Source organism: Enterobacter cloacae complex sp. 2024EL-00711 (genome assembly GCF_047529885.1).
Taxonomy (GTDB): domain Bacteria; phylum Pseudomonadota; class Gammaproteobacteria; order Enterobacterales; family Enterobacteriaceae; genus Enterobacter; species Enterobacter ludwigii.
On the sequence record NZ_JBLIZC010000001.1, the window covers coordinates 1,132,980 to 1,154,696 of the forward strand.

The 21,717-nt window shown below is 56.3% G+C and carries 20 protein-coding genes; 8 read left to right on the forward strand and 12 right to left on the reverse strand.

From position 1 onward, the window contains the following. Nucleotides 1-269 precede the first annotated feature (269 nt). From aqpZ to hcr, 4 genes are all read left to right on the forward strand, one after another. On the forward strand, nucleotides 270-965 hold the full coding sequence (aqpZ, locus tag ACMVME_RS05495; protein WP_025204573.1) for an aquaporin Z: 696 nt from the start codon (nucleotides 270-272) through the stop codon (nucleotides 963-965). Between the two features lie 166 nt (nucleotides 966-1,131). After that, nucleotides 1,132-2,031: a lysine exporter LysO family protein gene (locus ACMVME_RS05500; protein ID WP_020884841.1), complete on the forward strand. Its 900-nt coding sequence runs from the start codon at nucleotides 1,132-1,134 to the stop codon at nucleotides 2,029-2,031. Between the two features lie 144 nt (nucleotides 2,032-2,175). Continuing rightward, nucleotides 2,176-3,828 (forward strand): hydroxylamine reductase, encoded by a 1,653-nt coding sequence (gene hcp, locus ACMVME_RS05505; RefSeq protein WP_032677785.1) that lies wholly within the window; start codon nucleotides 2,176-2,178, stop codon nucleotides 3,826-3,828. Nucleotides 3,829-3,838: 10 nt separating this feature from the next. After that, entirely contained in the window at nucleotides 3,839-4,807 is a 969-nt protein-coding gene (hcr, locus tag ACMVME_RS05510; protein ID WP_014169350.1) for an NADH oxidoreductase, read from the forward strand. Nucleotides 4,808-4,852: 45 nt separating this feature from the next. Here the strand turns inward: hcr and ACMVME_RS05515 are convergent, their stop codons facing one another. Then, the gene (locus ACMVME_RS05515; protein ID WP_032677784.1) at nucleotides 4,853-5,287 is read right to left on the reverse strand and encodes a DoxX family protein; all 435 of its coding nucleotides are present in this window, start codon (nucleotides 5,285-5,287) and stop codon (nucleotides 4,853-4,855) included. Between the two features lie 151 nt (nucleotides 5,288-5,438). On the opposite strand from ACMVME_RS05515, the gene poxB reads away from it, so the two are divergent. The 4 genes from poxB (at nucleotide 5,439) to ACMVME_RS05535 (ending at nucleotide 10,750) form a co-directional block, all read left to right on the forward strand. Continuing rightward, entirely contained in the window at nucleotides 5,439-7,157 is a 1,719-nt protein-coding gene (gene poxB, locus ACMVME_RS05520; RefSeq protein WP_014169348.1) for a ubiquinone-dependent pyruvate dehydrogenase, read from the forward strand. Between the two features lie 38 nt (nucleotides 7,158-7,195). Beyond that, on the forward strand, nucleotides 7,196-8,197 hold the full coding sequence (gene ltaE / locus ACMVME_RS05525) for a low-specificity L-threonine aldolase (RefSeq protein WP_025204576.1): 1,002 nt from the start codon (nucleotides 7,196-7,198) through the stop codon (nucleotides 8,195-8,197). 10 nt (nucleotides 8,198-8,207) lie between these two features. Next, nucleotides 8,208-9,647: an SDR family oxidoreductase gene (locus ACMVME_RS05530; protein WP_032677782.1), complete on the forward strand. Its 1,440-nt coding sequence runs from the start codon at nucleotides 8,208-8,210 to the stop codon at nucleotides 9,645-9,647. Nucleotides 9,648-9,736: 89 nt separating this feature from the next. Beyond that, on the forward strand, nucleotides 9,737-10,750 hold the full coding sequence (locus tag ACMVME_RS05535; protein ID WP_020884845.1) for an NAD-dependent epimerase/dehydratase family protein: 1,014 nt from the start codon (nucleotides 9,737-9,739) through the stop codon (nucleotides 10,748-10,750). Nucleotides 10,751-10,812: 62 nt separating this feature from the next. On the opposite strand, the gene ACMVME_RS05540 is transcribed toward ACMVME_RS05535, so the two are convergent. The 11 genes from ACMVME_RS05540 to gspG form a co-directional block, all read right to left on the reverse strand. Then, nucleotides 10,813-12,636: a chitinase gene (locus tag ACMVME_RS05540; RefSeq protein ID WP_020884846.1), complete on the reverse strand. Its 1,824-nt coding sequence runs from the start codon at nucleotides 12,634-12,636 to the stop codon at nucleotides 10,813-10,815. A 144-nt stretch (nucleotides 12,637-12,780) separates the two neighbouring features. Continuing rightward, nucleotides 12,781-13,221 (reverse strand): type III secretion system invasion protein IagB, encoded by a 441-nt coding sequence (gene iagB / locus ACMVME_RS05545; RefSeq protein WP_020884847.1) that lies wholly within the window; start codon nucleotides 13,219-13,221, stop codon nucleotides 12,781-12,783. Between the two features lie 137 nt (nucleotides 13,222-13,358). After that, nucleotides 13,359-16,094: a glycosyl hydrolase family 18 protein gene (locus ACMVME_RS05550; RefSeq protein WP_032681347.1), complete on the reverse strand. Its 2,736-nt coding sequence runs from the start codon at nucleotides 16,092-16,094 to the stop codon at nucleotides 13,359-13,361. Nucleotides 16,095-16,354: 260 nt separating this feature from the next. Then, complete coding sequence (locus ACMVME_RS05555) at nucleotides 16,355-17,152, reverse strand: prepilin peptidase (RefSeq protein ID WP_068794452.1); 798 nt, start codon at nucleotides 17,150-17,152, stop codon at nucleotides 16,355-16,357. Continuing rightward, the gene (gene gspM, locus ACMVME_RS05560) at nucleotides 17,149-17,634 is read right to left on the reverse strand and encodes a type II secretion system protein GspM (RefSeq protein ID WP_068794451.1); all 486 of its coding nucleotides are present in this window, start codon (nucleotides 17,632-17,634) and stop codon (nucleotides 17,149-17,151) included. Before gspM ends, ACMVME_RS05555 begins: the two co-directional genes overlap by 4 nt. After that, nucleotides 17,631-18,764, reverse strand: a complete 1,134-nt coding sequence (gene gspL / locus ACMVME_RS05565) for a type II secretion system protein GspL (RefSeq protein ID WP_068794882.1) — start codon at nucleotides 18,762-18,764, stop codon at nucleotides 17,631-17,633. The genes gspM and gspL overlap by 4 nt, the downstream gene beginning before the upstream one ends. A 15-nt stretch (nucleotides 18,765-18,779) precedes the next feature. After that, nucleotides 18,780-19,790: a type II secretion system minor pseudopilin GspK gene (gene gspK / locus ACMVME_RS05570; protein WP_068794450.1), complete on the reverse strand. Its 1,011-nt coding sequence runs from the start codon at nucleotides 19,788-19,790 to the stop codon at nucleotides 18,780-18,782. Then, entirely contained in the window at nucleotides 19,787-20,410 is a 624-nt protein-coding gene (gene gspJ / locus ACMVME_RS05575) for a type II secretion system minor pseudopilin GspJ (protein ID WP_020884854.1), read from the reverse strand. The genes gspK and gspJ overlap by 4 nt, the downstream gene beginning before the upstream one ends. Then, nucleotides 20,407-20,787: a type II secretion system minor pseudopilin GspI gene (gspI, locus tag ACMVME_RS05580; protein ID WP_014169336.1), complete on the reverse strand. Its 381-nt coding sequence runs from the start codon at nucleotides 20,785-20,787 to the stop codon at nucleotides 20,407-20,409. Before gspI ends, gspJ begins: the two co-directional genes overlap by 4 nt. Beyond that, complete coding sequence (gene gspH, locus ACMVME_RS05585; RefSeq protein WP_014169335.1) at nucleotides 20,780-21,265, reverse strand: type II secretion system minor pseudopilin GspH; 486 nt, start codon at nucleotides 21,263-21,265, stop codon at nucleotides 20,780-20,782. The genes gspI and gspH overlap by 8 nt, the downstream gene beginning before the upstream one ends. Then, nucleotides 21,265-21,714, reverse strand: coding sequence for a type II secretion system major pseudopilin GspG (gene gspG, locus ACMVME_RS05590; RefSeq protein ID WP_014169334.1), 450 nt, complete (start codon nucleotides 21,712-21,714; stop codon nucleotides 21,265-21,267). The genes gspH and gspG overlap by 1 nt, the downstream gene beginning before the upstream one ends. Nucleotides 21,715-21,717: the final 3 nt, after the last annotated feature.

The window sequence follows — 21,717 nt, forward strand, 5'->3', positions numbered from 1 at the left end:
ACTTTTTCCTTTAAGTTATCAGCAGTATAGCGGCAGGAACTTTGACACGACAGCACAACCTTCGTGCTGTAGAGAATTGGTCTATGCTCTATTTACCGTCGATTTGAACAAGGAATGACATCACGTTGCCATAAATCAAATTAACCGAATTAATTTTAGTGGCGAAGGGATGTTTTTGTTTTTAAAATAATGGCTCTTTGAGTCGTCATCCCTTTTTTGACGATATCCCGCACGCAGGAACGCGTGTGAAGTTTATTATTGAGGTGGTTATGTTTAGAAAATTAGCAGCAGAATGCTTTGGTACATTCTGGCTGGTGTTTGGTGGCTGCGGTAGCGCCGTTCTGGCAGCAGCATTTCCGGAATTAGGTATTGGTTTTGTCGGCGTAGCGCTGGCATTCGGTTTAACCGTATTAACCATGGCGTTTGCCGTGGGTCATATTTCCGGTGGTCATTTTAATCCGGCGGTGACATTAGGTTTATGGGCGGGCGGTCGTTTCCCTGCTAAAGAAGTCATTGGTTATATTGTGGCCCAGGTTGTTGGCGGGATTATTGCTGCAGCAGTTCTGTACGTTATTGCCAGCGGTAAAGCCGGCTTTGACGCCGCCGCAAGCGGCTTCGCCTCAAACGGTTTCGGCGAACACTCCCCTGGCGGTTACTCCATGCTCTCTGCCATCGTGATTGAAATTGTGCTGACCGCAGGCTTCCTGCTGGTGATCCACGGCGCAACCGACAAACACGCCCCGGCGGGCTTCGCTCCTATTGCCATTGGTCTGGCGCTGACGCTTATCCACCTGATCTCTATTCCGGTCACCAACACCTCCGTAAACCCGGCGCGCAGTACTGCCGTCGCTATTTTCCAGGGCGGCTGGGCGCTTGAGCAGCTGTGGCTGTTCTGGGTAATGCCAATCATCGGCGGTATTCTGGGCGGCGTGCTGTATCGCACCCTGCTGGAAAAACGCGATTAATTGCGTGTGCAGTCGGGTAGCACTTACGCTTACCCGACCTGCATGACAACACTCAGGCCGGGTCAGGCGTTGCTGCCACCCGGCTTTTTTGTTGCTCCTTTACCTGACAACGTTTATTGGGTAGTGTCTCTGGCGCTTAACAGATATTCACAAGGACCCGTTGTTCATGTTTTCAGGACTCCTCATCATTCTGCTGCCTCTGATTGTGGGCTACCTTATCCCGCTACATCGCGAATCCGCGTTACGGCTTATCAACCGTTTTCTGAGCTGGATTGTCTACGTCATTCTTTTCTTTATGGGGATAAGCCTGGCGTTTCTGGATAATCTGGCCACCAATCTGCTGGCGATCCTGCATTATTCTGTCGTCACCTGCGCCGTTATTTTGCTGTGCAATATTGCCGCACTTTTCTGGCTTGAGCGCACTATTCCGTGGAAAAACCACCACCATCAGGAAAAACTGCCGTCACGAATTGCAATGGCGCTGGAATCTTTAAAATTATGCGGCGTCGTAGTGCTGGGTTTTGTTCTTGGGTTGAGCGGATGGAATTTTTTACAGCACGCGACGGAAGCCAGTGAATATACCCTCATTTTCCTGCTGTTCCTTATCGGTATTCAGCTGCGAAATAATGGCATGACGTTGAAACAGATTGTCCTGAATCGTCGTGGAATGATCGTCGCGGTTATCGTCGTCATTAGCTCACTGGTGGCGGGCGTGATTAACGCTTTTATTCTCGGCCTGCCGTTAAAAACCGGTCTGGCAATGGCCTCCGGATTTGGCTGGTATTCACTTTCCGGTATTCTGCTGACCGAATCGTTCGGTCCGGTCATCGGGAGCGCCGCCTTCTTTAACGACCTGGCGCGAGAATTAATTGCCATTATGCTGATCCCGGGCCTGGTGCGCCGCAGTCGCTCGACCGCACTGGGGCTGTGTGGCGCCACGTCGATGGACTTTACCCTGCCGGTTCTGCAGCGTTCAGGTGGGCTGGAGATGGTGCCTGCCGCCATCGTGCATGGCTTTATTTTGAGCCTGCTGGTTCCCGTTCTGATGGCGTTTTTCTCCGCCTGATACTCCTCTGGCGGTAGGCTTTCTGCCGCCAAAATTGCGCTAAATCAATCTCCCTCTATTTTGTAGAAGAAAGCCCTTTTCACCGTTCAGTCACAGGCATAATCTCAAACATGTATATCAAATATAACTTTAACAGGTGTGATTATGTTTTGTGTGCAATGTGAACAAACCATCCGTACCCCGGCAGGCAATGGCTGCTCTTATGCGCAAGGTATGTGCGGCAAAACCGCAGAAACATCAGACCTGCAGGATCTGCTGATTGCCGCCCTGCAAGGCCTTTCCGCATGGGCATTCAAGGCCCGCGAATATGGCATTATTGACCACTATGTAGACAGTTTCGCCCCCCGCGCCTTTTTCTCCACGCTGACTAACGTTAACTTTGATTCCCCGCGCATCGTCGGCTATGCCCGCGAAGCAATTGCGTTGCGTGAAGCGCTGAAAGCGCAGTGCCTGAGCGCCGATGCCAATGCGCGGGTAGAAAACCCAATGGCAGACCTGCAACTGGTGAGCGATGACCTGGGCGAGCTGCAGCGTCAGGCAGCAGAATTCACCCCCAACAAAGATAAAGCGGCGATTGGCGAGAACATTCTCGGCCTGCGTCTGCTCTGCCTGTACGGCCTGAAAGGGGCCGCGGCCTATATGGAACACGCACACGTTCTGGGCCAGTACGATAACGCTATCTATGCTCAGTACCACAAAATCATGGCGTGGCTGGGTACCTGGCCTGCCGAGATGAATCCGCTGCTCGAATGTTCAATGGAAATCGGCCAGATGAACTTCAACGTGATGCGTATTCTGGATGCCGGTGAAACCCGCACCTACGGCCACCCGACGCCGACGCAGGTTAACGTTAAAGCGACCGAAGGCAAGTGCATCCTGATCTCCGGCCATGACCTGAAAGACCTCTATAACCTGCTGAAGCAGACCGAAGGCACGGGCGTTAACGTCTATACCCACGGCGAAATGCTGCCCGCACACGGCTACCCGGAACTGCGTAAATTTAAACACCTGGTCGGGAACTACGGTAGCGGCTGGCAGAACCAGCAGGTTGAGTTCGCCCGTTTCCCGGGCCCCATCGTGATGACCTCTAACTGCATCATCGACCCCACCGTTGGCGCGTATGACGACCGCATCTGGACCCGCAGCATCGTTGGCTGGCCGGGGGTGAGCCACCTGGAAGGGGATGATTTCGGCCCGGTCATCGCCCAGGCGCAGCAGATGGGTGGCTTCCCGTACAGCGAAATCGAACATCTGATCACCGTCGGCTTTGGTCGTGAAACCCTGCTCGGTGCCGCGGATTCACTGATTGACCTCGTGAGCCGTGAAAAACTGCGCCATATCTTCCTGATTGGCGGCTGTGACGGCGCGCGCGGTGAGCGTAACTACTTCACCGATTTCGCCACCAGCGTACCGGAAGATTGCCTGATCCTGACGCTGGCGTGCGGTAAATACCGTTTCAACAAGCTGGACTTCGGCAACATTGAAGGTTTGCCACGTCTGGTCGATGCGGGTCAGTGTAACGATGCCTACTCTGCCATCATTCTGGCCGTCACGCTGGCGGAAAAACTGGGCTGCGGCGTCAACGATCTGCCGCTGTCGCTGGTGCTCTCCTGGTTTGAACAGAAAGCGATCGTCATCCTGCTGACCCTGCTCTCTCTCGGCGTGACCAACATTGTGACTGGCCCAACCGCACCCGGCTTCCTGACACCGGATCTGCTGGCCGTGCTGAACGAGAAGTTTGGTCTGCGTTCCGTGACCACCGTAGAAGAAGATATGCAGCAGCTGCTGAGCGCGTAAGGAGTTATTCATGACCATGCCAACCTCACAATGTCCGTGGCGGATGCAGGTTCATCACATCCATCAGGAGACGCCGGATGTGTGGACGCTGTCCCTGCTGTGCCATGACTACTATCCGTACCGTGCAGGTCAGTATGCGCTGGTCAGTGTCCGCAACTCAGCGGACACGCTGCGCGCCTACACGATCTCCTCGACGCCGGGCGTGAGCGAGTACATCACGCTCACTATCCGCCGTATCGATGATGGCGCAGGCTCGCAGTGGCTGACCCGGGACGTGAAGCGCGGGGATTACCTCTGGCTGTCGGACGCACACGGGGATTTCACCTGTGACGATAAAGCGGAAGATAAATTCCTGCTGCTGGCCGCCGGGTGCGGCGTCACGCCGATCATGTCAATGCGTCGCTGGCTGGCGAAAAACCGTCCGCAGGCTGATGTTCAGGTGATCTTCAGCGTGCGCTCGCCGGAAGATGTGATCTTTGCCGAAGAGTGGCGTAACTATCCGGTGACGCTGGTGGCGGAACATAACGCAACCCACGGTTTTGTCGCCGGACGTCTGAGCCGTGAACTGCTGCAAAGCGTCCCGGACCTCGCGGATCGTACCGTGATGACCTGTGGGCCGGCGCCGTATATGGATATCGTTGAGCAGGACGTGAAAGCACTGGGCGTGACCCGCTTCTTCAAAGAGCAGTTCTTCACCCCGGTGGCGGAAGCGGCAACCAGCGGAATTACGTTCACCAGACTGCAGCCTGCTCAGACTTTCTTTGGCCGGGTCGGCACCACGCTACTGGACGCGCTGGAAAGCAACAACGTGCCGGTGGTGGCAGCATGCCGTGCTGGTGTATGTGGCTGCTGCAAGACCAAAGTGGTCTCCGGTGAGTACACCGTGACGAGCACCATGACGCTGACCGAGGCAGAAATCGCCGACGGATACGTGCTGGCGTGCTCGTGTCATCCACAGGGCGATCTTGTGCTGGCGTAGCGAATGACGGGGGTAAGCGCTCGCGTTTACCCCCGGTTAGTACGCCTACCGCCAGACCGGCGCTTTCCCCAACGCAAAACGCCCAGCGCCTAAACATGCTACCGCCAGCGCACCGATAAAGAAGTACACCAGGCTCTCAATCGCCCAGGCACCTACCGCGTCCAGCGCAAAGGTTTCCCCCGTCCCGACCATCAGCCACGCCACAATCATGGTAAACGCCAGCACCAGCGCCGCCGGGCGCGTAAAAAGCCCCACGATAATCAGGACAGGCGCCACCACTTCGCCAATGAGCACGCCGTAGGCGATAAACCCCGGTAAGCCTTTTTCCACCAGCATGCCGCTGATGAACCCCACGCCACCCAATAACTTGTGTAAACCGTGAAAAAGCATCAGCCCACCGACGGCAAGTCGTAACAAGAGTTTGCCGGCGTCGTCACATGATAGCTTTTCATTAACAGCAATTAACAATGATTTAACCATTTGAAATGATTCCTGTTTTCATCTGTGTGATGACCAGATTATGCCGAATCATTGCGGGTGAAAAGCACCTTTTAATAAGGGGGAAAGCGCGGCAATACAGTGACTTTCTTCTAAGCTTGTAAGCGATATCACTTAAAGGAGATGGACACCCATGAAACAAACCGTGGCTGCATACATAGCAAAAACCCTCGAGCAGGCAGGCGTAAAGCGCATCTGGGGCGTAACCGGCGACTCCCTGAACGGGCTGAGCGATAGCCTCAATAAAATGAAGACCATTGAATGGATGCCAACCCGTCATGAAGAGGTTGCCGCCTTCGCGGCTGGTGCGGAAGCGCAGGTGACGGGTGAACTGGCCGTCTGCGCCGGATCGTGCGGACCGGGCAACCTTCACTTGATCAACGGCCTGTTTGACTGCCACCGCAATCACGTACCGGTCCTGGCGATTGCCGCTCACATCCCTTCTTCCGAAATCGGCAGCGGCTATTTTCAGGAGACGCATCCTCAGGAGCTGTTCCGTGAATGCAGCCACTATTGCGAATTAGTTTCCTCACCAGAACAGATCCCTCAGGTTCTGGCCATTGCAATGCGCAAAGCCGTGCTTAACCGCGGTGTTTCGGTGGTCGTTATTCCCGGTGACGTGGCGCTGAAGGCCGCGCCTGAAGGTGCCAGTTCGCACTGGTATCACGCCCCACAGCCTGTCATCACGCCGGCTGAAGAAGAGCTCAAAAAGCTCGCGCAGCTGCTGCGTTATTCCAGCAATATCGCCCTGATGTGCGGCAGTGGCTGCGCAGGCGCGCACAAAGAGCTGGTGGAATTTGCCGGCAAGTTAAAATCCCCGATTGTTCACGCCCTGCGCGGCAAAGAGCACGTCGAATATGACAATCCGTATGACGTGGGCATGACCGGACTGATCGGTTTTTCCAGCGGTTTCCACACCATGATGAATGCCGACACGCTGATCCTGCTCGGCACCCAGTTCCCGTACCGCGCGTTTTACCCGACGGATGCCAAAATCATTCAGATTGATATTAACCCGGGCAGTATTGGTGCCCACAGTAAAGTCGATATGGCGCTGGTAGGGGACATCAAATCCACCCTCGCCGCCCTGCTGCCGCTGGTGGAAGAAAAAACCGACCGGAAGTTCCTCGACAAAGCCCTCAGTGATTACCGCGATGCACGCAAAGGACTGGACGATCTTGCCAAACCGAGCGACAAAGCCATTCATCCCCAGTATCTGGCGCAGCAAATTAGCCATTTCGCGGACGACGACGCCATTTTTACCTGCGACGTGGGCACCCCGACCGTCTGGGCGGCACGCTATCTGAAGATGAACGGCAAACGCCGTCTGCTGGGGTCGTTCAACCACGGTTCGATGGCCAACGCCATGCCGCAGGCGCTGGGGGCCAAGGCCACCGCACCAGAGCGTCAGGTGGTGGCGATGTGCGGCGACGGCGGGTTCAGCATGCTGATGGGCGATTTCCTGTCGGTTGTGCAGATGAAGCTCCCGCTGAAAATCGTGGTCTTTAACAACAGCGTGCTGGGCTTTGTGGCGATGGAGATGAAGGCAGGTGGCTATCTGACGGACGGCACCGAGCTACACGACACCAACTTCGCGCGCATCGCTGAAGCCTGCGGCATCACGGGTATTCGCGTAGAGAAAGCCTCAGAAGTCGATGAAGCCCTGCAGCGCGCCTTCTCCATCGACGGTCCGGTACTGGTGGATGTGGTGGTGGCGAAAGAAGAGCTGGCGATCCCACCGCAGATTAAACTCGAGCAGGCCAAAGGATTCAGCCTCTATATGCTGCGCGCCATCATCAGCGGACGCGGTGATGAGGTAATCGAACTGGCAAAAACCAACTGGCTCAGGTAAAACATTTCACATAACCTCTTAAATTAAAGGGATGTGAAATGATTGATTTACGCAGTGATACCGTTACCCGTCCGGGTCGCGCCATGCTCGAAGAGATGATGGCCGCCCCGGTCGGGGACGACGTCTACGGTGACGATCCAACGGTGAATGCGCTGCAGCGTTATGCCGCCGAGCTAAGCGGTAAAGAGGCCGCCCTGTTTCTGCCATCCGGCACCCAGGCCAACCTGGTGGCGTTGCTCAGCCACTGCGAACGCGGTGAAGAGTATATTGCCGGTCAGGGCGCGCACAATTACCTGTACGAAGCAGGCGGTGCGGCGGTACTGGGCAGCATTCAGCCTCAGCCGATTGATGCCGCCCCGGACGGCACCCTGCCGCTCGACAAGGTCGCGGCGAAAATCAAAGTCGATGATGTGCATTTCGCCCGCACCAGGCTGCTCAGTCTGGAAAACACCCACAACGGCAAAGTGCTGCCGCGCGAGTACCTGAAAGCAGCGTGGGAATTCACCCGCGAGCGCAAACTCGGGCTGCACGTGGACGGCGCGCGCATCTTTAACGCCGTGGTGGAGTATGGCTGCGAGCTGAAAGACATCACGCAGTATTGCGATTCGTTCACTATTTGCCTGTCTAAAGGGCTGGGGACGCCCGTTGGCTCGCTGCTGGTGGGCAATGCGGACTACATCAAACGCGCGGTCCGCTGGCGTAAGATGACCGGCGGCGGGATGCGCCAGGCCGGTATTCTGGCGGCAGCCGGACTGTACGCCCTGAAAAACAACGTGGCCCGCCTGAAAGACGATCATGAAAACGCCGCGTGGATGGCCGCACAGCTACGCGAGATTGGTGCAGACGTTATGCGCCACGATACCAACATGCTGTTCATTCGCGTGGGCGAAGAGCACGCTGCCGCGCTGGGTGAGTTTATGAAAGCCCGTGGCGTGTTGATCAACGCCTCGCCGGTGGTACGCCTGGTTATGCACTTAGACGTTAATCGTCAGCAGCTGGCAGACGTGGTGAAACACTGGCAGGCGTTTTTACAGCGCTAAGGAGCAGAGCGTGCCGCAACGTATTCTGGTACTCGGTGCCAGTGGGTATATCGGTCAGCATCTCACCACTGCGTTAAGTCAGCAGGGGCACCAGGTGCTGGCCGTGGCACGCAACACGGAGCGTCTGCAAAAACTGCACCTGCCCGGGGTGACCTGTCACAACGTCGATCTCAACTGGCCCACGACGCTGCCGGCGTTACTGGAAGGGGTCGACACGCTTTACTACCTTGTTCACAGCATGGGCGAAGGGGGCGATTTTATCGCCCACGAGCGTCAGGTGGCGATGAACGTCCGCGACGCGCTGTTGCGCACACCGGTGAAGCAGGTGATTTTTTTAAGCTCGCTGCAGGCGCCTGCTAACGAGCAGTCCGATCATCTTCGCGCCCGTCAGCTCACGGCTGAGACCCTGCGCGGCGCCAATATTCCCGTCACCGAACTGCGGGCGGGGATCATCGTCGGGGCCGGCTCCGCCGCGTTCGAAGTGATGCGCGACATGGTGTACAACCTGCCGGTGCTTACCCCGCCGCGCTGGGTGCGATCGCGCACCACGCCGATTGCGCTGGAAAATTTACGCCATTATCTGGTGGCCCTGCTGGACCATCCGGCTGAGCAACACCGTGTGCTTGAGGCTGCCGGCCCGGAAGTGCTGAGCTACCAGCAACAGTTCGAACATTTTATGCGTGTCAGCGGCCGCCGACGCTGGCTGATCCCCATTCCCTTCCCTACCCGCTGGATCTCGGTGTGGTTTTTAAACGTCATTACGTCCGTGCCGCCGACGACCGCAAAAGCGCTGATCCAGGGGCTCAAACACGATCTGCTGGCCGACGATCGTGCGTTGCGTGCGCTGATCCCCCAGACGCTGATCCGTTTCGATGACGCGGTACGCAATACGCTCAAGGAAGAGGAACAGCTGATGAACTCCAGCGACTGGGGCTATGACGCCCAGGCGTTTGCCCGCTGGCGGCCTGAGTACGGTTACTTTCCTAAACAGGCGGGCTGCACGGTGAACACCCCGGCAACTCTGGCAGACCTGTGGGAGGTGGTGAATCAGATTGGCGGCAAAGAACGCTATTTCTTCGGCAATATCCTCTGGCAAACCCGTGGCGCACTGGATCTGCTGGTAGGACACAGGCTGGCGAAAGGCCGTCCTGCACACCCGTATCTTGCGGTAGGCGATACGGTTGACAGCTGGAAGGTAATTATCGTCGAGCCCGAAAAACAGCTGGCGCTGCTGTTTGGCATGAAAGCGCCCGGTCTGGGACGGTTGTGCTTTACGCTAAAAGACAAAGGCGACCATCGTGAACTGGACGTTCGTGCATGGTGGCACCCGCACGGTATGCCGGGGCTTTTCTACTGGTTGTTAATGATCCCCGCTCACCTGTTTATCTTTCGCGGAATGGCGAAACGTATCGCGCAGCTGGCAGAACAAAAGACGAAAATAACTCAATAAAACTCTTATTCTTTCACCTTTCCCATTGCAACCCGCCGTAATTCACGAAAGAATGCGCACGAAATTCTTTTTCAACACAGTGGATTGTTATGAAGGTACTGGTTACCGGGGCGACCAGCGGCTTAGGCCGAAATGCGGTCGAGTTTCTGCGCAACAAAGGCATCAGCGTCAGGGCCACCGGTCGCAACGAAGCGATGGGTAAACTGCTGCAAAAAATGGGCGCAGAGTTTGTCCATGCCGACCTGACGGAGCTGGTCTCCTCTCAGGCCAAGGTGATGCTGGCCGGTATCGATACGCTGTGGCACTGCTCCAGTTTTACCTCCCCGTGGGGCACCCAGGAAGCTTTTGACCTCGCCAACGTGCGTGCCACCCGTCGTCTGGGTGAATGGGCCGTGGCCTGGGGCGTGCGTAACTTTATTCATATCTCCTCCCCGTCTCTCTATTTCGACTATCACCATCACCGCGACGTGCAGGAAGATTTTCGCCCGGCGCGCTTTGCCTGTGAGTTTGCCCGCAGTAAAGCGGCCAGCGAAGAGGTGATTGATCTGCTGGCGCAGTCGAACCCGCACACCCGTTTTACCGTATTGCGTCCTCAGAGCCTGTTCGGCCCGCATGACAAAGTGTTTATCCCGCGTCTGGCGCAGATGATGCACCACTACGGCAGCGTGCTGCTGCCCCGCGGTGGCGATGCGATGGTGGATATGACGTACTACGAAAATGCGGTCCACGCCATGTGGCTGGCAAGCCAGCCGGACTGCGATACCCTGATTTCCGGTCGCGCGTACAATATCACCAACGGTGAGCCCTGCACGCTGCGCAGCATCGTGCAAAGGTTGATTGACGAGTTGCAAATCGACTGCCGTATTCGTTCCGTGCCCTACCCGATGCTGGATATGATTGCCCGCAGTATGGAGCGTCTTGGGAGTAAATCGGCGAAAGAGCCTGCGTTGACGCACTACGGTGTGTCAAAGCTCAACTTTGATTTTACGCTGGATATCACCCGCGCAGAAAACGAACTGGGGTATAAGCCGATTGTCTCCCTGGATGAAGGGATTGTGCGTACTGCCGCCTGGCTGCGTGACCACGGTAAATTGCATCGCTAATTGAGTGCGCTCATCTCAGAGAACAGAGACGAAAACGGCAACCCGAAGGTTGCCGTTTTGTTTTACAGCGCCGTCCAGGCGTCTGACCACGCCAGACCCGCGCCTGGCTCGTAGTACGCCGGAGCATTGTTACACCAGCCGCTGTACGGGAACGGTTTGCACTGGAACAGTTTACCGTGGTTATTCACGATATCGCCTGCCTTGTACTTGCTGTTCGCGCTCCACGCGGCGTAAGCACCTGAGGTACCGTCGTTTTCAGACGGCGTCGTGGCTTTCGCTTTAACGTTCAGCAGATAGGAAGTGGTGCTGCTCAGCTCGCCATCGCTCACGGTCAGGCTGACTTCATACTGTTGAGCCGTCGCAGACTCGGGCGCGGTAAAGGTCACCACCGCCTTGTCTTCACCGGTGACCGTCTGGCCATCCTGTGAACGCCAGGTGTAGGTCAGCGTGTTGCCGTCCTGGTCAGTGGATCCTTCTGCGCTCAGGGATACCTGCGCGCCCGCTTCCACCGCACCGATTGGGCCCGCAATCTGCGCGACCGGTGCGTGGTTCACCACGGTCGGTTCTGCCGGCGTTTCGTCCGGAACCGGTGCCGGGGTTTCATCTTCCGATGGCGTCGGTGCCGGAGTGACCGGATGCTCGTCCGGCGTCACGGCGGAACCGTCATCGTTGATAATGTTGACGTTATAGAACTTCTTCACGCAGTTCGTGTAGTCACCCTCTTTAAAGGCGCTGAACGGCGTCTGATAACCGACCAGCTGGCAGGAATAGGTTTTACCGTCTGGCGTATCGGCACTCCATCCCCAGTCCTGCTCCCAGTAAATCTTCAGCGCACCGGCGCCGCCTTCATCGAACTGCTTCATGTTGGCACAGCCGAGCACTTCATTTGCCGGGACAGGCACTTTCAGGTACTTCGCAAACTCTTTGTAGTACTTGATACGGTTTTCAGACTGGGCAATCTCAGTCGGGCCGCCACACTCTACGCCACCGTTAATGATCTGGGTGGTCACGCCGAAGCCCGGAACCAGGCCGTTGGCTTTGTCATGATCGTTTGGCTGCCAGGTGCCGTCGATAACTTGCAGCATGCTCGGTTTCGGCGGCTGCGGGTAGGCGAAGAAGAAGATGGCGCTTGCCAGGTTCAGCCAGGTGTCAGCCACCAGCTCCGGCTTGTCGAGCAGCGTGCGGACAGTGCCGAACATCGCTTCAGAGAACGGACCGTAGTTGTAGTTATAAGACAGCTGTTTTGCCCCACGGCCAAAGTAACTCACGAAATCGCCGTCTTTGTCTTTGCCGCACGGCCAGGTTTGTCCCTGCCAGATATCAGGATTACATTCGCCGTTGTAACCGCCTTTCTGCCCTTCGGTCCAGCCCATTTCGCGAACGTGAACCAGCGCCTGACGCCATTCGGCTTCCGGACGCCAGCTTTCGTGACCGCCGGTTTCCTGTGCGAAGTGGGCAAACATGGTGGCCAGCTCTTTACGGCAGATGGCGTCGCTGTCACGGCCGTCGTTGTAGGTCTTACACAGCGCCGGGAATTTGCCCACCGCTTTGAGGAAGTTACTGTAGGTGTAGGACTGTGCTCGCATCGGGAAAAGGTATTCCCAGTCGCTGGCCTTCACAATGCCTTCAACGCGTTTGACGTTATCCGGGTTCGCTGCACGGCCTGGCTCAATCAGCTCAACCTGGGCATTATCCAGCGTACGAATGGTGTCTTTAACCGACGCCATCAGTGGAAAGTTAGTCAGTTCCTGTTCTTTCTTCGCCAGATCGCTGGCTTTCAGGGTGAACGGCTCGCTGGTGGTTGCCTGCAGCGTCGCAGCCTGTGCCATGAAAGGCGCAATGCATGCACCCGCAACGAGCACGCTCAGTAAGGTCCTTTTGGTCATTTCAACTCATCCTATATATAGCAACAAGGGTTAATGCAATCACGGTTTATGTATTATTCCCTTAATAAATAAACCAAAGAGTGCGGTAATTTTTCATTTTCTGAAGCGCACCTCTGGGTACGCTTCAAAAAACAAAAAGCAGAATTAATAAGAGGAACGAGGTTTTATCTCCTGATATTTCGCCCAGACCTTGCGGGCATAATTCATGCGCTTTGAATAATTCTCTTTTTTCACTCCCGCGTTATAAGCCCCGACGGCTTCCCAGTTATAGCCATATACGTTGATCATCGTCGACAGTATTGACGCGCCCACCATAATGGAGGTGCAGGGCTCGGTCACAAGCCGGTTCTCATCAATGCCCTGGCGCTGCAGTTCGCTGAAATGCGTGCTGTTAATCTGCATTAATCCCACATCCCGCGAGCCATCCTGATTCCACCCCACGGCATTCGGATTCATACCGGATTCCACCTGCGCAATGGCATATAATAAATACGGATCAACATGATAATAATGCGCCGCTTTATCCCAGCAATTTGCTGCCGCACTCTGACTTAAAATAAGCAATAACAATAAAAAGCGTTTCATCTCATTACCTGTTTATTTACTGACGATCCTTCTCCTTGCGCACGCTGTCTTATTCCGGAAGGGGTTGACCACACCCGAAACGGGGTGTGGTCAACGATTGCAGGCGATATCAAACCCGCAACCTCAGGCTAAGATGGTTATTTGCAGTCTGCTGACGCGCCTTCTTTCACCCATACATCGCTGTTACCTGGTTTATCACCACGGGTCCACCATTTCGCACGGTAGACATACCCCTGGTAGGTGGTCGTATCGCCACCGTTGTAAACCACATCTGAACGCCAGTTCATTTTCACCTGGCTGACCAGCTCCCACGCATCTGCGTCAAAGCCAGGTTTATTGCCCTGTGTCCAGTACTTCGCTTTCCACACCAGGTTGTCGGCGCTCACGGTGTCACCACTGTTGTAGATTTTGCTCGCACTCCAGGCCGGGTACTGGCTGGCATTGGCATCAACAGGTGCATCACAGCTGCCGGTGGCAGAGCCTTCATCAGAAGGTGGCGTGACCTCATCGGCAGGTGGTGTCACCTCGTCAGATGGCGGCGTGACCTCATCGGCTGGTGGTGTCACCTCGTCAGATGGCGGCGTGACCTCATCGGCTGCTTTTGGCGTGACAATAACCTGCACGTTCGATTGAACGCTGGTTTTACCGTCGCTGACCACCACGCTCAGGGTGTAGGTAGAATCGGATGCGACAGCCGGTGCGGTGATATTCACGTTCGCGGTGTCAGTTCCGGTTGCGTTCATGTCCGCCGGCACGCTCCAGGCATAGGTCAGCGCGTCACCATCCGGATCGGCTGCCTGCGCATGCAGGGCATAGGTTTCACCCGCCTGCAGCGTGATGCTTTCCATCGGGTTGACCACCGGTGCCTGGTTCGCTTTAGGTGCTTTGTTCACGACCTGAACATCAATGGCGTTCGTCAGGCCTTTCGCATCTTTCACCGTCAGGCGGAAGGAGAGCGTCTGGTTCTGAGTCACTGCCGCCGCGCCGAAGGAGGCTTTGGCTTTCGTGCTGTTGGTAAGGGTCACGGCTGGACCGGAAATCTGGGTCCACTTATAGGTAATGGCGTCGCCGTCCGGATCGCCAGACGCAGAGCCATCGAGGGTGACGGTAACAGGCCCGGTCACGGTCTGATCGGCAGCCGCAGCGATCGGCGCATGGTTGGTGACAACGGGATCAACCGGCGTTGAACCGCCGCCCAACAGGCTTTCGTTCATCGCATTAAGGATGTCGCCATTGTCCGAGTCGATGGACCAGGAGAACAGACCGCCCAGGTTTTTCGCCAGCACATACTTACCTTTTGCCGTGGTAGAACGCGCGTCTTCATAGGTAATCAGGTCGCCGGTGGCTTTATTGAACAGATACGGCGCTTCTGCCGCGGCATCGTATTTGTATTCCCAGCCTGGCTTGCCTTTGTACTCGTTCGCAATCTGACGGTAGTCAACCACGCCCGGTTCCCAGGTGCCTTTGACCGCGCCCGTTGCCGTACCGGTGAACGGATTGTCGCCGGTGTAGCCATGAACGCCGGTCCAGCCGCGACCGTACATGCCCGCCCCCACAACAATCTTGCCCGGCTGCACGCCCTGCTCCAGCAGCGCGTTCACGCCGTTTTCAGTGGTGTAGTTGGTGTCCGGTTTCCACTCCGCGCCGTGCAACGCCGCCTGGTGGCCGAGATCAGTGTTGCTCCAGCCGCCGTAGAAGTCGTAGCTCATCAGGAAGATGTGGTCGAGGTACTGCTGCGCCGTGGTGTAATCCACGTCTTCAATTTTGTCTTTACCGGAACCAATGGCGGTGGTCAGTTCGTACGTACGGCCCGTTTCTGCTGACAGCTCGTTCAGCATCGCGCGCAGATCGTGCATCACCGCAGTATAGGTGGCTTTGTCCTGAGCAGGGTTGCCAAGATTTTCCGACACGCCACCACCCCCCGGGAATTCCCAGTCAATATCGACCCCGTCGAAGAATTTCCAGGTTTTCAGGAACTCTTTCACGGAAGAGACGAAGCGTGCGCGGATCGCTGAATCATGCATCTGGAAGAACGGATCGGACATCGTCCAGCCGCCAATGGAAGGCAGCACTTTCAGATCCGGATGGGCTTTTTTCAGCGCCATCAACTGACCAAAGTTACCTTTGTAGGGATCGTCCCAGTTGGTCACGCCGGCCTGCGGTTTTTGCAATGCCGCCCACGGATCGTGAATGGCCACGGTGTAATCCTGACGGCCCGCGCAGGCGCGCTGCAGTGCGGCGAAGCTGTTGCCGTTCTCAACCGTTTTTAACCCGTCGTTGATGCCATCACCGCCACAGATCGGAATGAAACCGTACAAAATGTGGTTCAGGTTCGCCGCAGGGATTTTATCCACCGGGAACTCACGCCCATAGACGCCCCACTCAGGGAAATAGGCACCCACCACTTTGTCCGTATGTTGAGAGAAAGTTTTGTTATTTTCCTTCAGGGTGGTGTTCAGCGGCAGCAGATGGCTCCCGTCCGTGTCCGCCACGATGATCAGTTTGCTGGCACTTTTAGAACACCCGCTGGCGTTACAGAGTTCAACCTGCTCCTGATAGCGTCCGCCCTTTTTCACTTTGAAGGTGGCTGACCCGGAGGCGCTTGCGGCACCACTCCACACGGCCTGACCATCCAGAAGCACTTTCGCCGAGGTTGGCGCATCGCCGCTCCAGACGTTCCACTCAACTTTCACATCCGCGCCATCATGGACTTTCACAAGGCTGTTATAGTCTTGCGCTGCCTGGTCAACTTCAACAATCGCAAACTTATCATTGCCACTGCTGAGGGTTGGCGTACCTGGCGCCGCCGCGAAGGCAGAGCTGGACGCCGCTGCAACGAAAAGCGCCAGATATTTAGGCTTCATAAATTTCATTTTTATTTCCTGATAAATTTATTTGTAAACGTTAATGACCCATGTCTTCCTTTAAAACATGGAATAGTTTTTTACAGACTTTGAATTTCAACTTAAGCAATAATCGTTAACCGCTATTTCTGTGGCGCGCTGTATTCCTCCATTAAAAGATACAAGCTCGAATTCTGTGAAGCTTATGTCTTTAACGATACGCTGAATAAATACTGTATTCCTTTCATTCCCCAATCGAAAAAATCACTAAAAAAACTTGACCGGTGTATTCAGAATGTGGAACAGGCAACCTGATAAACAAAAACCGTCATGCCGGCAAAAGCTAAATAAGGACCGAAAGAAATAATGCGGTTATTTTTATTCGCATGTGTTGTCGCGAAATATCCGACAATACCGCTTAACGCGGCAATCAATTCCAGGGTGGGCAGTGCCTGCCAGCCGCACCAGGCGCCTAACGCCGCCAGAAGTTTAAAATCGCCATAGCCTAATCCTTCTCGTCCGGTAAGCAGACGAAATGCCCAGTAGAGAGACCAGAGCGAAAGGTAGCCAGCCACCGCCCCCACCAGCGCATCCTTAAGCGGTAGCGTGTGGTCAACGAGGTGTAACAACAGTCCTGCCCACAGCAACGGCTGGGTCAGACAGTCAGGGAGCAGCTGATGCTGCCAGTCAATCATCGCCAGCGGCAGCAGAAACGCGGCCAGCAACCACAGTGAGAACAACGCCGGTTCGCCCGGAATGCACAAGGCGGTGAGGCCAAAAAAGAGCGCGGTGACGAGTTCGAGCATCAATAAGCGCAGCGGGATGGCCGTGCCGCACTGCCTGCAGCGCCCGCGCAATACTAGCCAGCTGACCAGCGGGATATTCTCCCAGGCCGCAAGATCATGCTGGCACACCGGGCAGTGAGAGGCCGGAAACAGCAAGTTGCCCGCGCCTTCCTCCTCCATCACCATGCCCGGCACGCGCTCAGCGACAACCCCCAGAAAACTGCCCACCATGCTGCCCAGGATCGCACTCATCACCGGGAACCCCACCGGGTAGACTTCCCGCATCAGCGCAACGGTGTTCATGCGGTTTTGCGCCAGGTGAGCTGCACTTCTGCTTTCACGTCACTGAGGTGATCGACCGGCGTAAGGTTCATTTTTTGCAGCCTGACGCCGGAGGTCTGGTTGATTTCCCGCAGCCAGTTTTTTAATTCATACACGTTTACGCGGTTCACCACGAACGATAAGGTTTGCCCGTCCTGACGCACCTCCGTCAGGGAAAGGTTAATTTCATGAGCGCTATTCTCCACCACCGTGCGCGGGTTATCCGTTTTAATGATCATCACCGGAAGGTGGTGTTTATCTATTTCTCTGCGCATCCAGTTCAGCGTCTCTTTTTGTCGGGTCAGCGTTGATTTGCTATTTTGAATCATATTATCCAGTGGCATCATGCCCGCGTAATAAACAGCCGCGGCCAGGAGGGTAACGGCACCGGTTTTTAAAATATATTTCTCCCGGATGCTGTATTGTTGATAACGCGACGTAAGCTTCGTAATTCGCTCTTTCATTTATATTTCCCTGCGATCATGGCGGTATAAGGTGCAGTGGTAGAAACAGGCTGTAGGGTGAAATCAAAACGCTCCCCCGTTGTCTCCACAAACGACTGCAGCGCGGCCTGACTTTGCGCACTGACGCTCAGGGTCAGCGCATTTTGTTGCGCATCGTACTCAAGCAGGGAGATCTCAAGTGCGGGTACGGCCTGCCTGGCTTGCTCAAGATCATCCAGCTGCAGGAATACCCCTTTGTGCTGCTTTTTCATGTTTTGACCAAAGTGGTATTTGATATTGGTCTGCTGGCGCATGCTGGGAAAATGGTGCTGATAAACCTGAACGATCTCCTGCTGAACCCGATTTTCCTGCTGTACCAGCATCCAGGCCATCGCGATCCGCGGGCCCAGCAACAGCCCGAGAGACAGCAGGCCCGCCGCCGCCATCGCGATTTTTATTCCTTTAGACGCGCTGCCTTTCCCTGCCTTCGGGCTGAATTCACCGTGCAGGAGGGTGACCCGACAGGATTGCCACTGGGGCTGGATCAACACCAGCGGATGCTGCCACGGGTGCAGAAGATCCACCCCGACACCGGCTGGCGGTTCGCCGTAACAGCACACGTCACCGTCTGGTTTTTTTTGCATCAGCAGCGGCAGCAGGCTGGCCTCCATTTCGCTGGCGACATGGGGCGACAGGCGCAGCCAGTAGCGGTCATCCAGGGCAAGCAGCGTGCTTCCTCCTGCCGTCACCGGCAGCAGCCAGGCATCCGGCAGCACCTGAATCACCTTCAAACCGGCCTCCTGGCAACGGGCTAACCACCCGCGCAGAAGATCGGTATCAATCGCCACCGCGTCAACGTTGGCCCCCTTTTTGTGAAGCACCGTCCAGTGAAGGTTGTCCACCTCGCCAATGAGCGTCTCTTCCGCCAGCCACGAGAACGCCGCCGTCTGAGAGGCAACTTTTTTCGGCAACGTAAAATGGCGGAAGATCATGTTGCCCGCGGGCAACAGTAAACAGACCCGGGCCGCGAGAGGATGGTCTGCCAGCGCGTCAAGGCGCTCCACAACGTCAACCTGCTGGCTGCCGGAAGCACACCACATTATTTTCCCGCCCTCACGGCTGTCGGGACGAACAAAAAGTACCTGTTTCATAGCCATCTGCTTTTCTTATTCAATCATTCGGTAACGACGTTGCCACGTCACGATCTCACCGGCTTCGTTATTGACCTGAAGCTGGCTTACCACGCGAAGCGTTAGCGCATCGGTGTTGCCGGTATAGTTAACGCGGAAGTACCGGCTTTGGGTGGAGAGTTGTCCGGCCACCTGCGGAAGGTCGTCTTTCACCTGCGGGAAGGCCTGCTCCAGCGCGTTGCTGAAGGTTTCCATATTTTCCCAGCCGGTTTCAGGACGCGATTCAATCAGGCGTACGGCATCTTCTTGCGTTATTTTTCCGGGGAACATGGCGGCCAGTAAGGCGGCCTGTTCCGGTTTCAGGGTGTTCACATCCACCTTGCTGGCGGTATCCGGTAAGGCACACAGCAGCGAGCTCACCTTCCGGTATGCCGTTGCCGGAAATGCCGGCAGCAGCATGATCTCAGCGATCGTGCGCATCATCTGGTTTGCGGGCTGCCGGGGGGGCACCACGCCCGCCCAGGCATCGCCCTCCGCCCCCTCGCTGGCCGTGGTGGTATCGCCATCCAGATAGTCCACCAGCTGCGAGTAAACCTCGTGCGCCGTGGACTGGCTGAGGCCACTCCCGGTCAGGAGTTGCTCAACAATCTGCTCTTTCCGCGGTTTTTCCGGCACCGCGGGCGCATTTTGCCCCTGCGCGATGTCATCGGCCGCCAGCAGGTTATTCACGTTGAAGCAGTCCTGGGCGTCTTCCACCTGACTGACCACCGTGTAATCGTCACCCCGGGTCTCCAGCGGCTGGTGCCAGTCACCCTGCAGGCTAAGGGCTTTACTCTCACCGCTGGCGTCGCTCTGCAGACGATCTTTGACCACCTTCTCCTGAGCCTGCATGGCCCAGCGCAGCTGCTGCTGACTCACCTGGTAATGGGTTTTCTGCAGATTGCGGCAGAACTGCTGGCTGATTCTGGCAGCCAGCGCCGACATCATGACCAGCAGGATCAGTACCACCAGCAGCGCGACGCCTTTCTGTTTACGTAAAGCCTTCATGATGTCGCTTCCGCTGCAGGTGGCGCGGCAGGTGCGTCTGCGGGCGCTGGCGCGGCGGCCTCGGGGATATCGCCCGGCGTCGTAAACACCCAGCGCCAGGTCTCCCCGTTTTCCATCGTCAGCGTCAGCTCGACGCCATCCGGCAGATGTGCCGGGTCGTTCCAGCTTTTTTGCCAGCCCTGACGGTAAAAACGCCACTGCAGGGATTTCACCTCGCCAACAATCGGCACCGCATCGGGTCTGGCATCCGCCGGGCTGTCAATCACCGGCCAGACATCCCGGTACAGTCGCCCCTCTTCCAGCCGCCAGCGCACGCGCTCCAGCTGTACAGTTCCGCTCACGCCGTTCAGCGTGGTCAGCTCAAGGCCGTCATCCCCCTGACGAAATGTATCCGGCTCGTTGCGCGGCGCACGCGCCTGAAGCTGATAGAAATCGCGTTCCATCAGGCTCCAGGCACGCTGAAGCTGATTGAGCTTTGCCGCGCTGGCCTCCGTCGCCGAACTGGTGCGCATCGCCCCGTCGAGGATTTGCCAGGCCAGGGTGCTGATCACCGCAAAAATGGTCAGCGCAATCATGATCTCCAGCAGGGTAAATCCCCGCTGGCGTCGGATTTTCTTCACGGTTCCTCTCCCGGCGCGATAACCTGCAGTGAAATAACCGGCTGGCTTTCATCGCCTTCTGCATAGACGCGGATGGCATTCGCCCAGCCGTTAGCCGCGGTTTTTACGCGCTGCTTTCGCCAGGCCCAGCTGCGCCCGCCCATGACCTCTGCCCCCTGCGCTTCAGCGTCAGGAAAATCACGTCTGTTGAGCTGCGCCTCAGCCAGTTGATTTTCGGCGACCCAGCTGGCCTGCAATGTATCGGCCAGCCCGTGGGTGAAACGCACGTTCAGGGAGACCGAGTTCATCAGCGCCAGTGCGGCGGTGGAGAAGATGACCAGCGCGACCATCACCTCCAGCAGCGTCATCCCCTTTTGCTTTCTCTTGCCGTTAGCCATCGTTTTCTACCGTTACAGGGGCCGCGCCTTGCGACACCACGCGGAAATGGTGCGCGTTATCGCGACTTTGCAGCGCCAGCGTGAAGCGGCTGATTTCACCGTCTGGCAGAAATAGCACCTGCGGTTCGGATGTTACCGTGGCGGCGAGACGCTGCGGCGTGAGCGAGACGTGCATCTCCGGCGGGAAATCACCCCGGGTCGTTATCCGCCCCGCGGATAACGACACCCAGTGACGTTCACCGTTTTTATCCTCGAGCGTCACCAGCCGGTATTTATCCGCGGTCATAACCAACCCCACGATATTTCCGTCCATCACTGCCCGGTCTGAACCATAATCAACGAGGGCTTTTAATTGCTGACCAAATATATCCGCACCGCTGCGTGAGGGTATTGTTGAAACCACCATCATGGCGCAGCTGGCAAATATCACCAGCGCCAGAATAATTTCCAGCAACGTAAAGCCGCGTTGACGTTTCATTATTTCTCTTTCTTATCCAGAGACCAGTTTGTAATATCATCGGCGGTATTGGCTTCGCCATCCGGACCTGCGGAGAAAACGTCTACGGCACCGTGTTCACCCGGGCTGACCAGAATATAATCCCCGCCCCACGGGTCCTGCGGCAGGCGGCGGATATAACCGTCCGCACGGTAGCCGTTGGGAATGGGCGCAATCTCTGGCTTCGTGACCAGCGCCTGCAAGCCCTGCTCGGTGGTGGGATAGCGGTGATTATCCAGCTTATACATATCCAGCGAGCCTTCGAGCGCGACGATATCGCTGGTCGCTTTTTGGGTATCCGCTTTTTCTTTATTGCCCATTAAATTGGGTACCACCATACTCGCGAGTACGCCGAGAATAACAATAACCACCATTAACTCGAGCAAGGTGAAGCCCGCCTGGCGAGCCAGGTGTTTACGTTTTATAGCCATGAT

What these genes read in the sequence shown, in the direction of transcription:
- aqpZ (WP_025204573.1), top strand. Translation starts at nt 270, where the DNA reads ATGTTTAGAAAATTAGCAGCAGAATGCTTTGGTACATTCTGGCTGGTG.
- ACMVME_RS05500 (WP_020884841.1), top strand. Translation starts at nt 1,132, where the DNA reads ATGTTTTCAGGACTCCTCATCATTCTGCTGCCTCTGATTGTGGGCTAC.
- hcp (WP_032677785.1), top strand. Translation starts at nt 2,176, where the DNA reads ATGTTTTGTGTGCAATGTGAACAAACCATCCGTACCCCGGCAGGCAAT.
- hcr (WP_014169350.1), top strand. Translation starts at nt 3,839, where the DNA reads ATGACCATGCCAACCTCACAATGTCCGTGGCGGATGCAGGTTCATCAC.
- ACMVME_RS05515 (WP_032677784.1), bottom strand. Translation starts at nt 5,287, where the DNA reads ATGGTTAAATCATTGTTAATTGCTGTTAATGAAAAGCTATCATGTGAC.
- poxB (WP_014169348.1), top strand. Translation starts at nt 5,439, where the DNA reads ATGAAACAAACCGTGGCTGCATACATAGCAAAAACCCTCGAGCAGGCA.
- ltaE (WP_025204576.1), top strand. Translation starts at nt 7,196, where the DNA reads ATGATTGATTTACGCAGTGATACCGTTACCCGTCCGGGTCGCGCCATG.
- ACMVME_RS05535 (WP_020884845.1), top strand. Translation starts at nt 9,737, where the DNA reads ATGAAGGTACTGGTTACCGGGGCGACCAGCGGCTTAGGCCGAAATGCG.
- ACMVME_RS05540 (WP_020884846.1), bottom strand. Translation starts at nt 12,636, where the DNA reads ATGACCAAAAGGACCTTACTGAGCGTGCTCGTTGCGGGTGCATGCATT.
- iagB (WP_020884847.1), bottom strand. Translation starts at nt 13,221, where the DNA reads ATGAAACGCTTTTTATTGTTATTGCTTATTTTAAGTCAGAGTGCGGCA.
- ACMVME_RS05550 (WP_032681347.1), bottom strand. Translation starts at nt 16,094, where the DNA reads ATGAAATTTATGAAGCCTAAATATCTGGCGCTTTTCGTTGCAGCGGCG.
- ACMVME_RS05555 (WP_068794452.1), bottom strand. Translation starts at nt 17,152, where the DNA reads ATGAACACCGTTGCGCTGATGCGGGAAGTCTACCCGGTGGGGTTCCCG.
- gspM (WP_068794451.1), bottom strand. Translation starts at nt 17,634, where the DNA reads ATGAAAGAGCGAATTACGAAGCTTACGTCGCGTTATCAACAATACAGC.
- gspL (WP_068794882.1), bottom strand. Translation starts at nt 18,764, where the DNA reads ATGAAACAGGTACTTTTTGTTCGTCCCGACAGCCGTGAGGGCGGGAAA.
- gspK (WP_068794450.1), bottom strand. Translation starts at nt 19,790, where the DNA reads ATGAAGGCTTTACGTAAACAGAAAGGCGTCGCGCTGCTGGTGGTACTG.
- gspI (WP_014169336.1), bottom strand. Translation starts at nt 20,787, where the DNA reads ATGGCTAACGGCAAGAGAAAGCAAAAGGGGATGACGCTGCTGGAGGTG.
- gspH (WP_014169335.1), bottom strand. Translation starts at nt 21,265, where the DNA reads ATGAAACGTCAACGCGGCTTTACGTTGCTGGAAATTATTCTGGCGCTG.
- gspG (WP_014169334.1), bottom strand. Translation starts at nt 21,714, where the DNA reads ATGGCTATAAAACGTAAACACCTGGCTCGCCAGGCGGGCTTCACCTTG.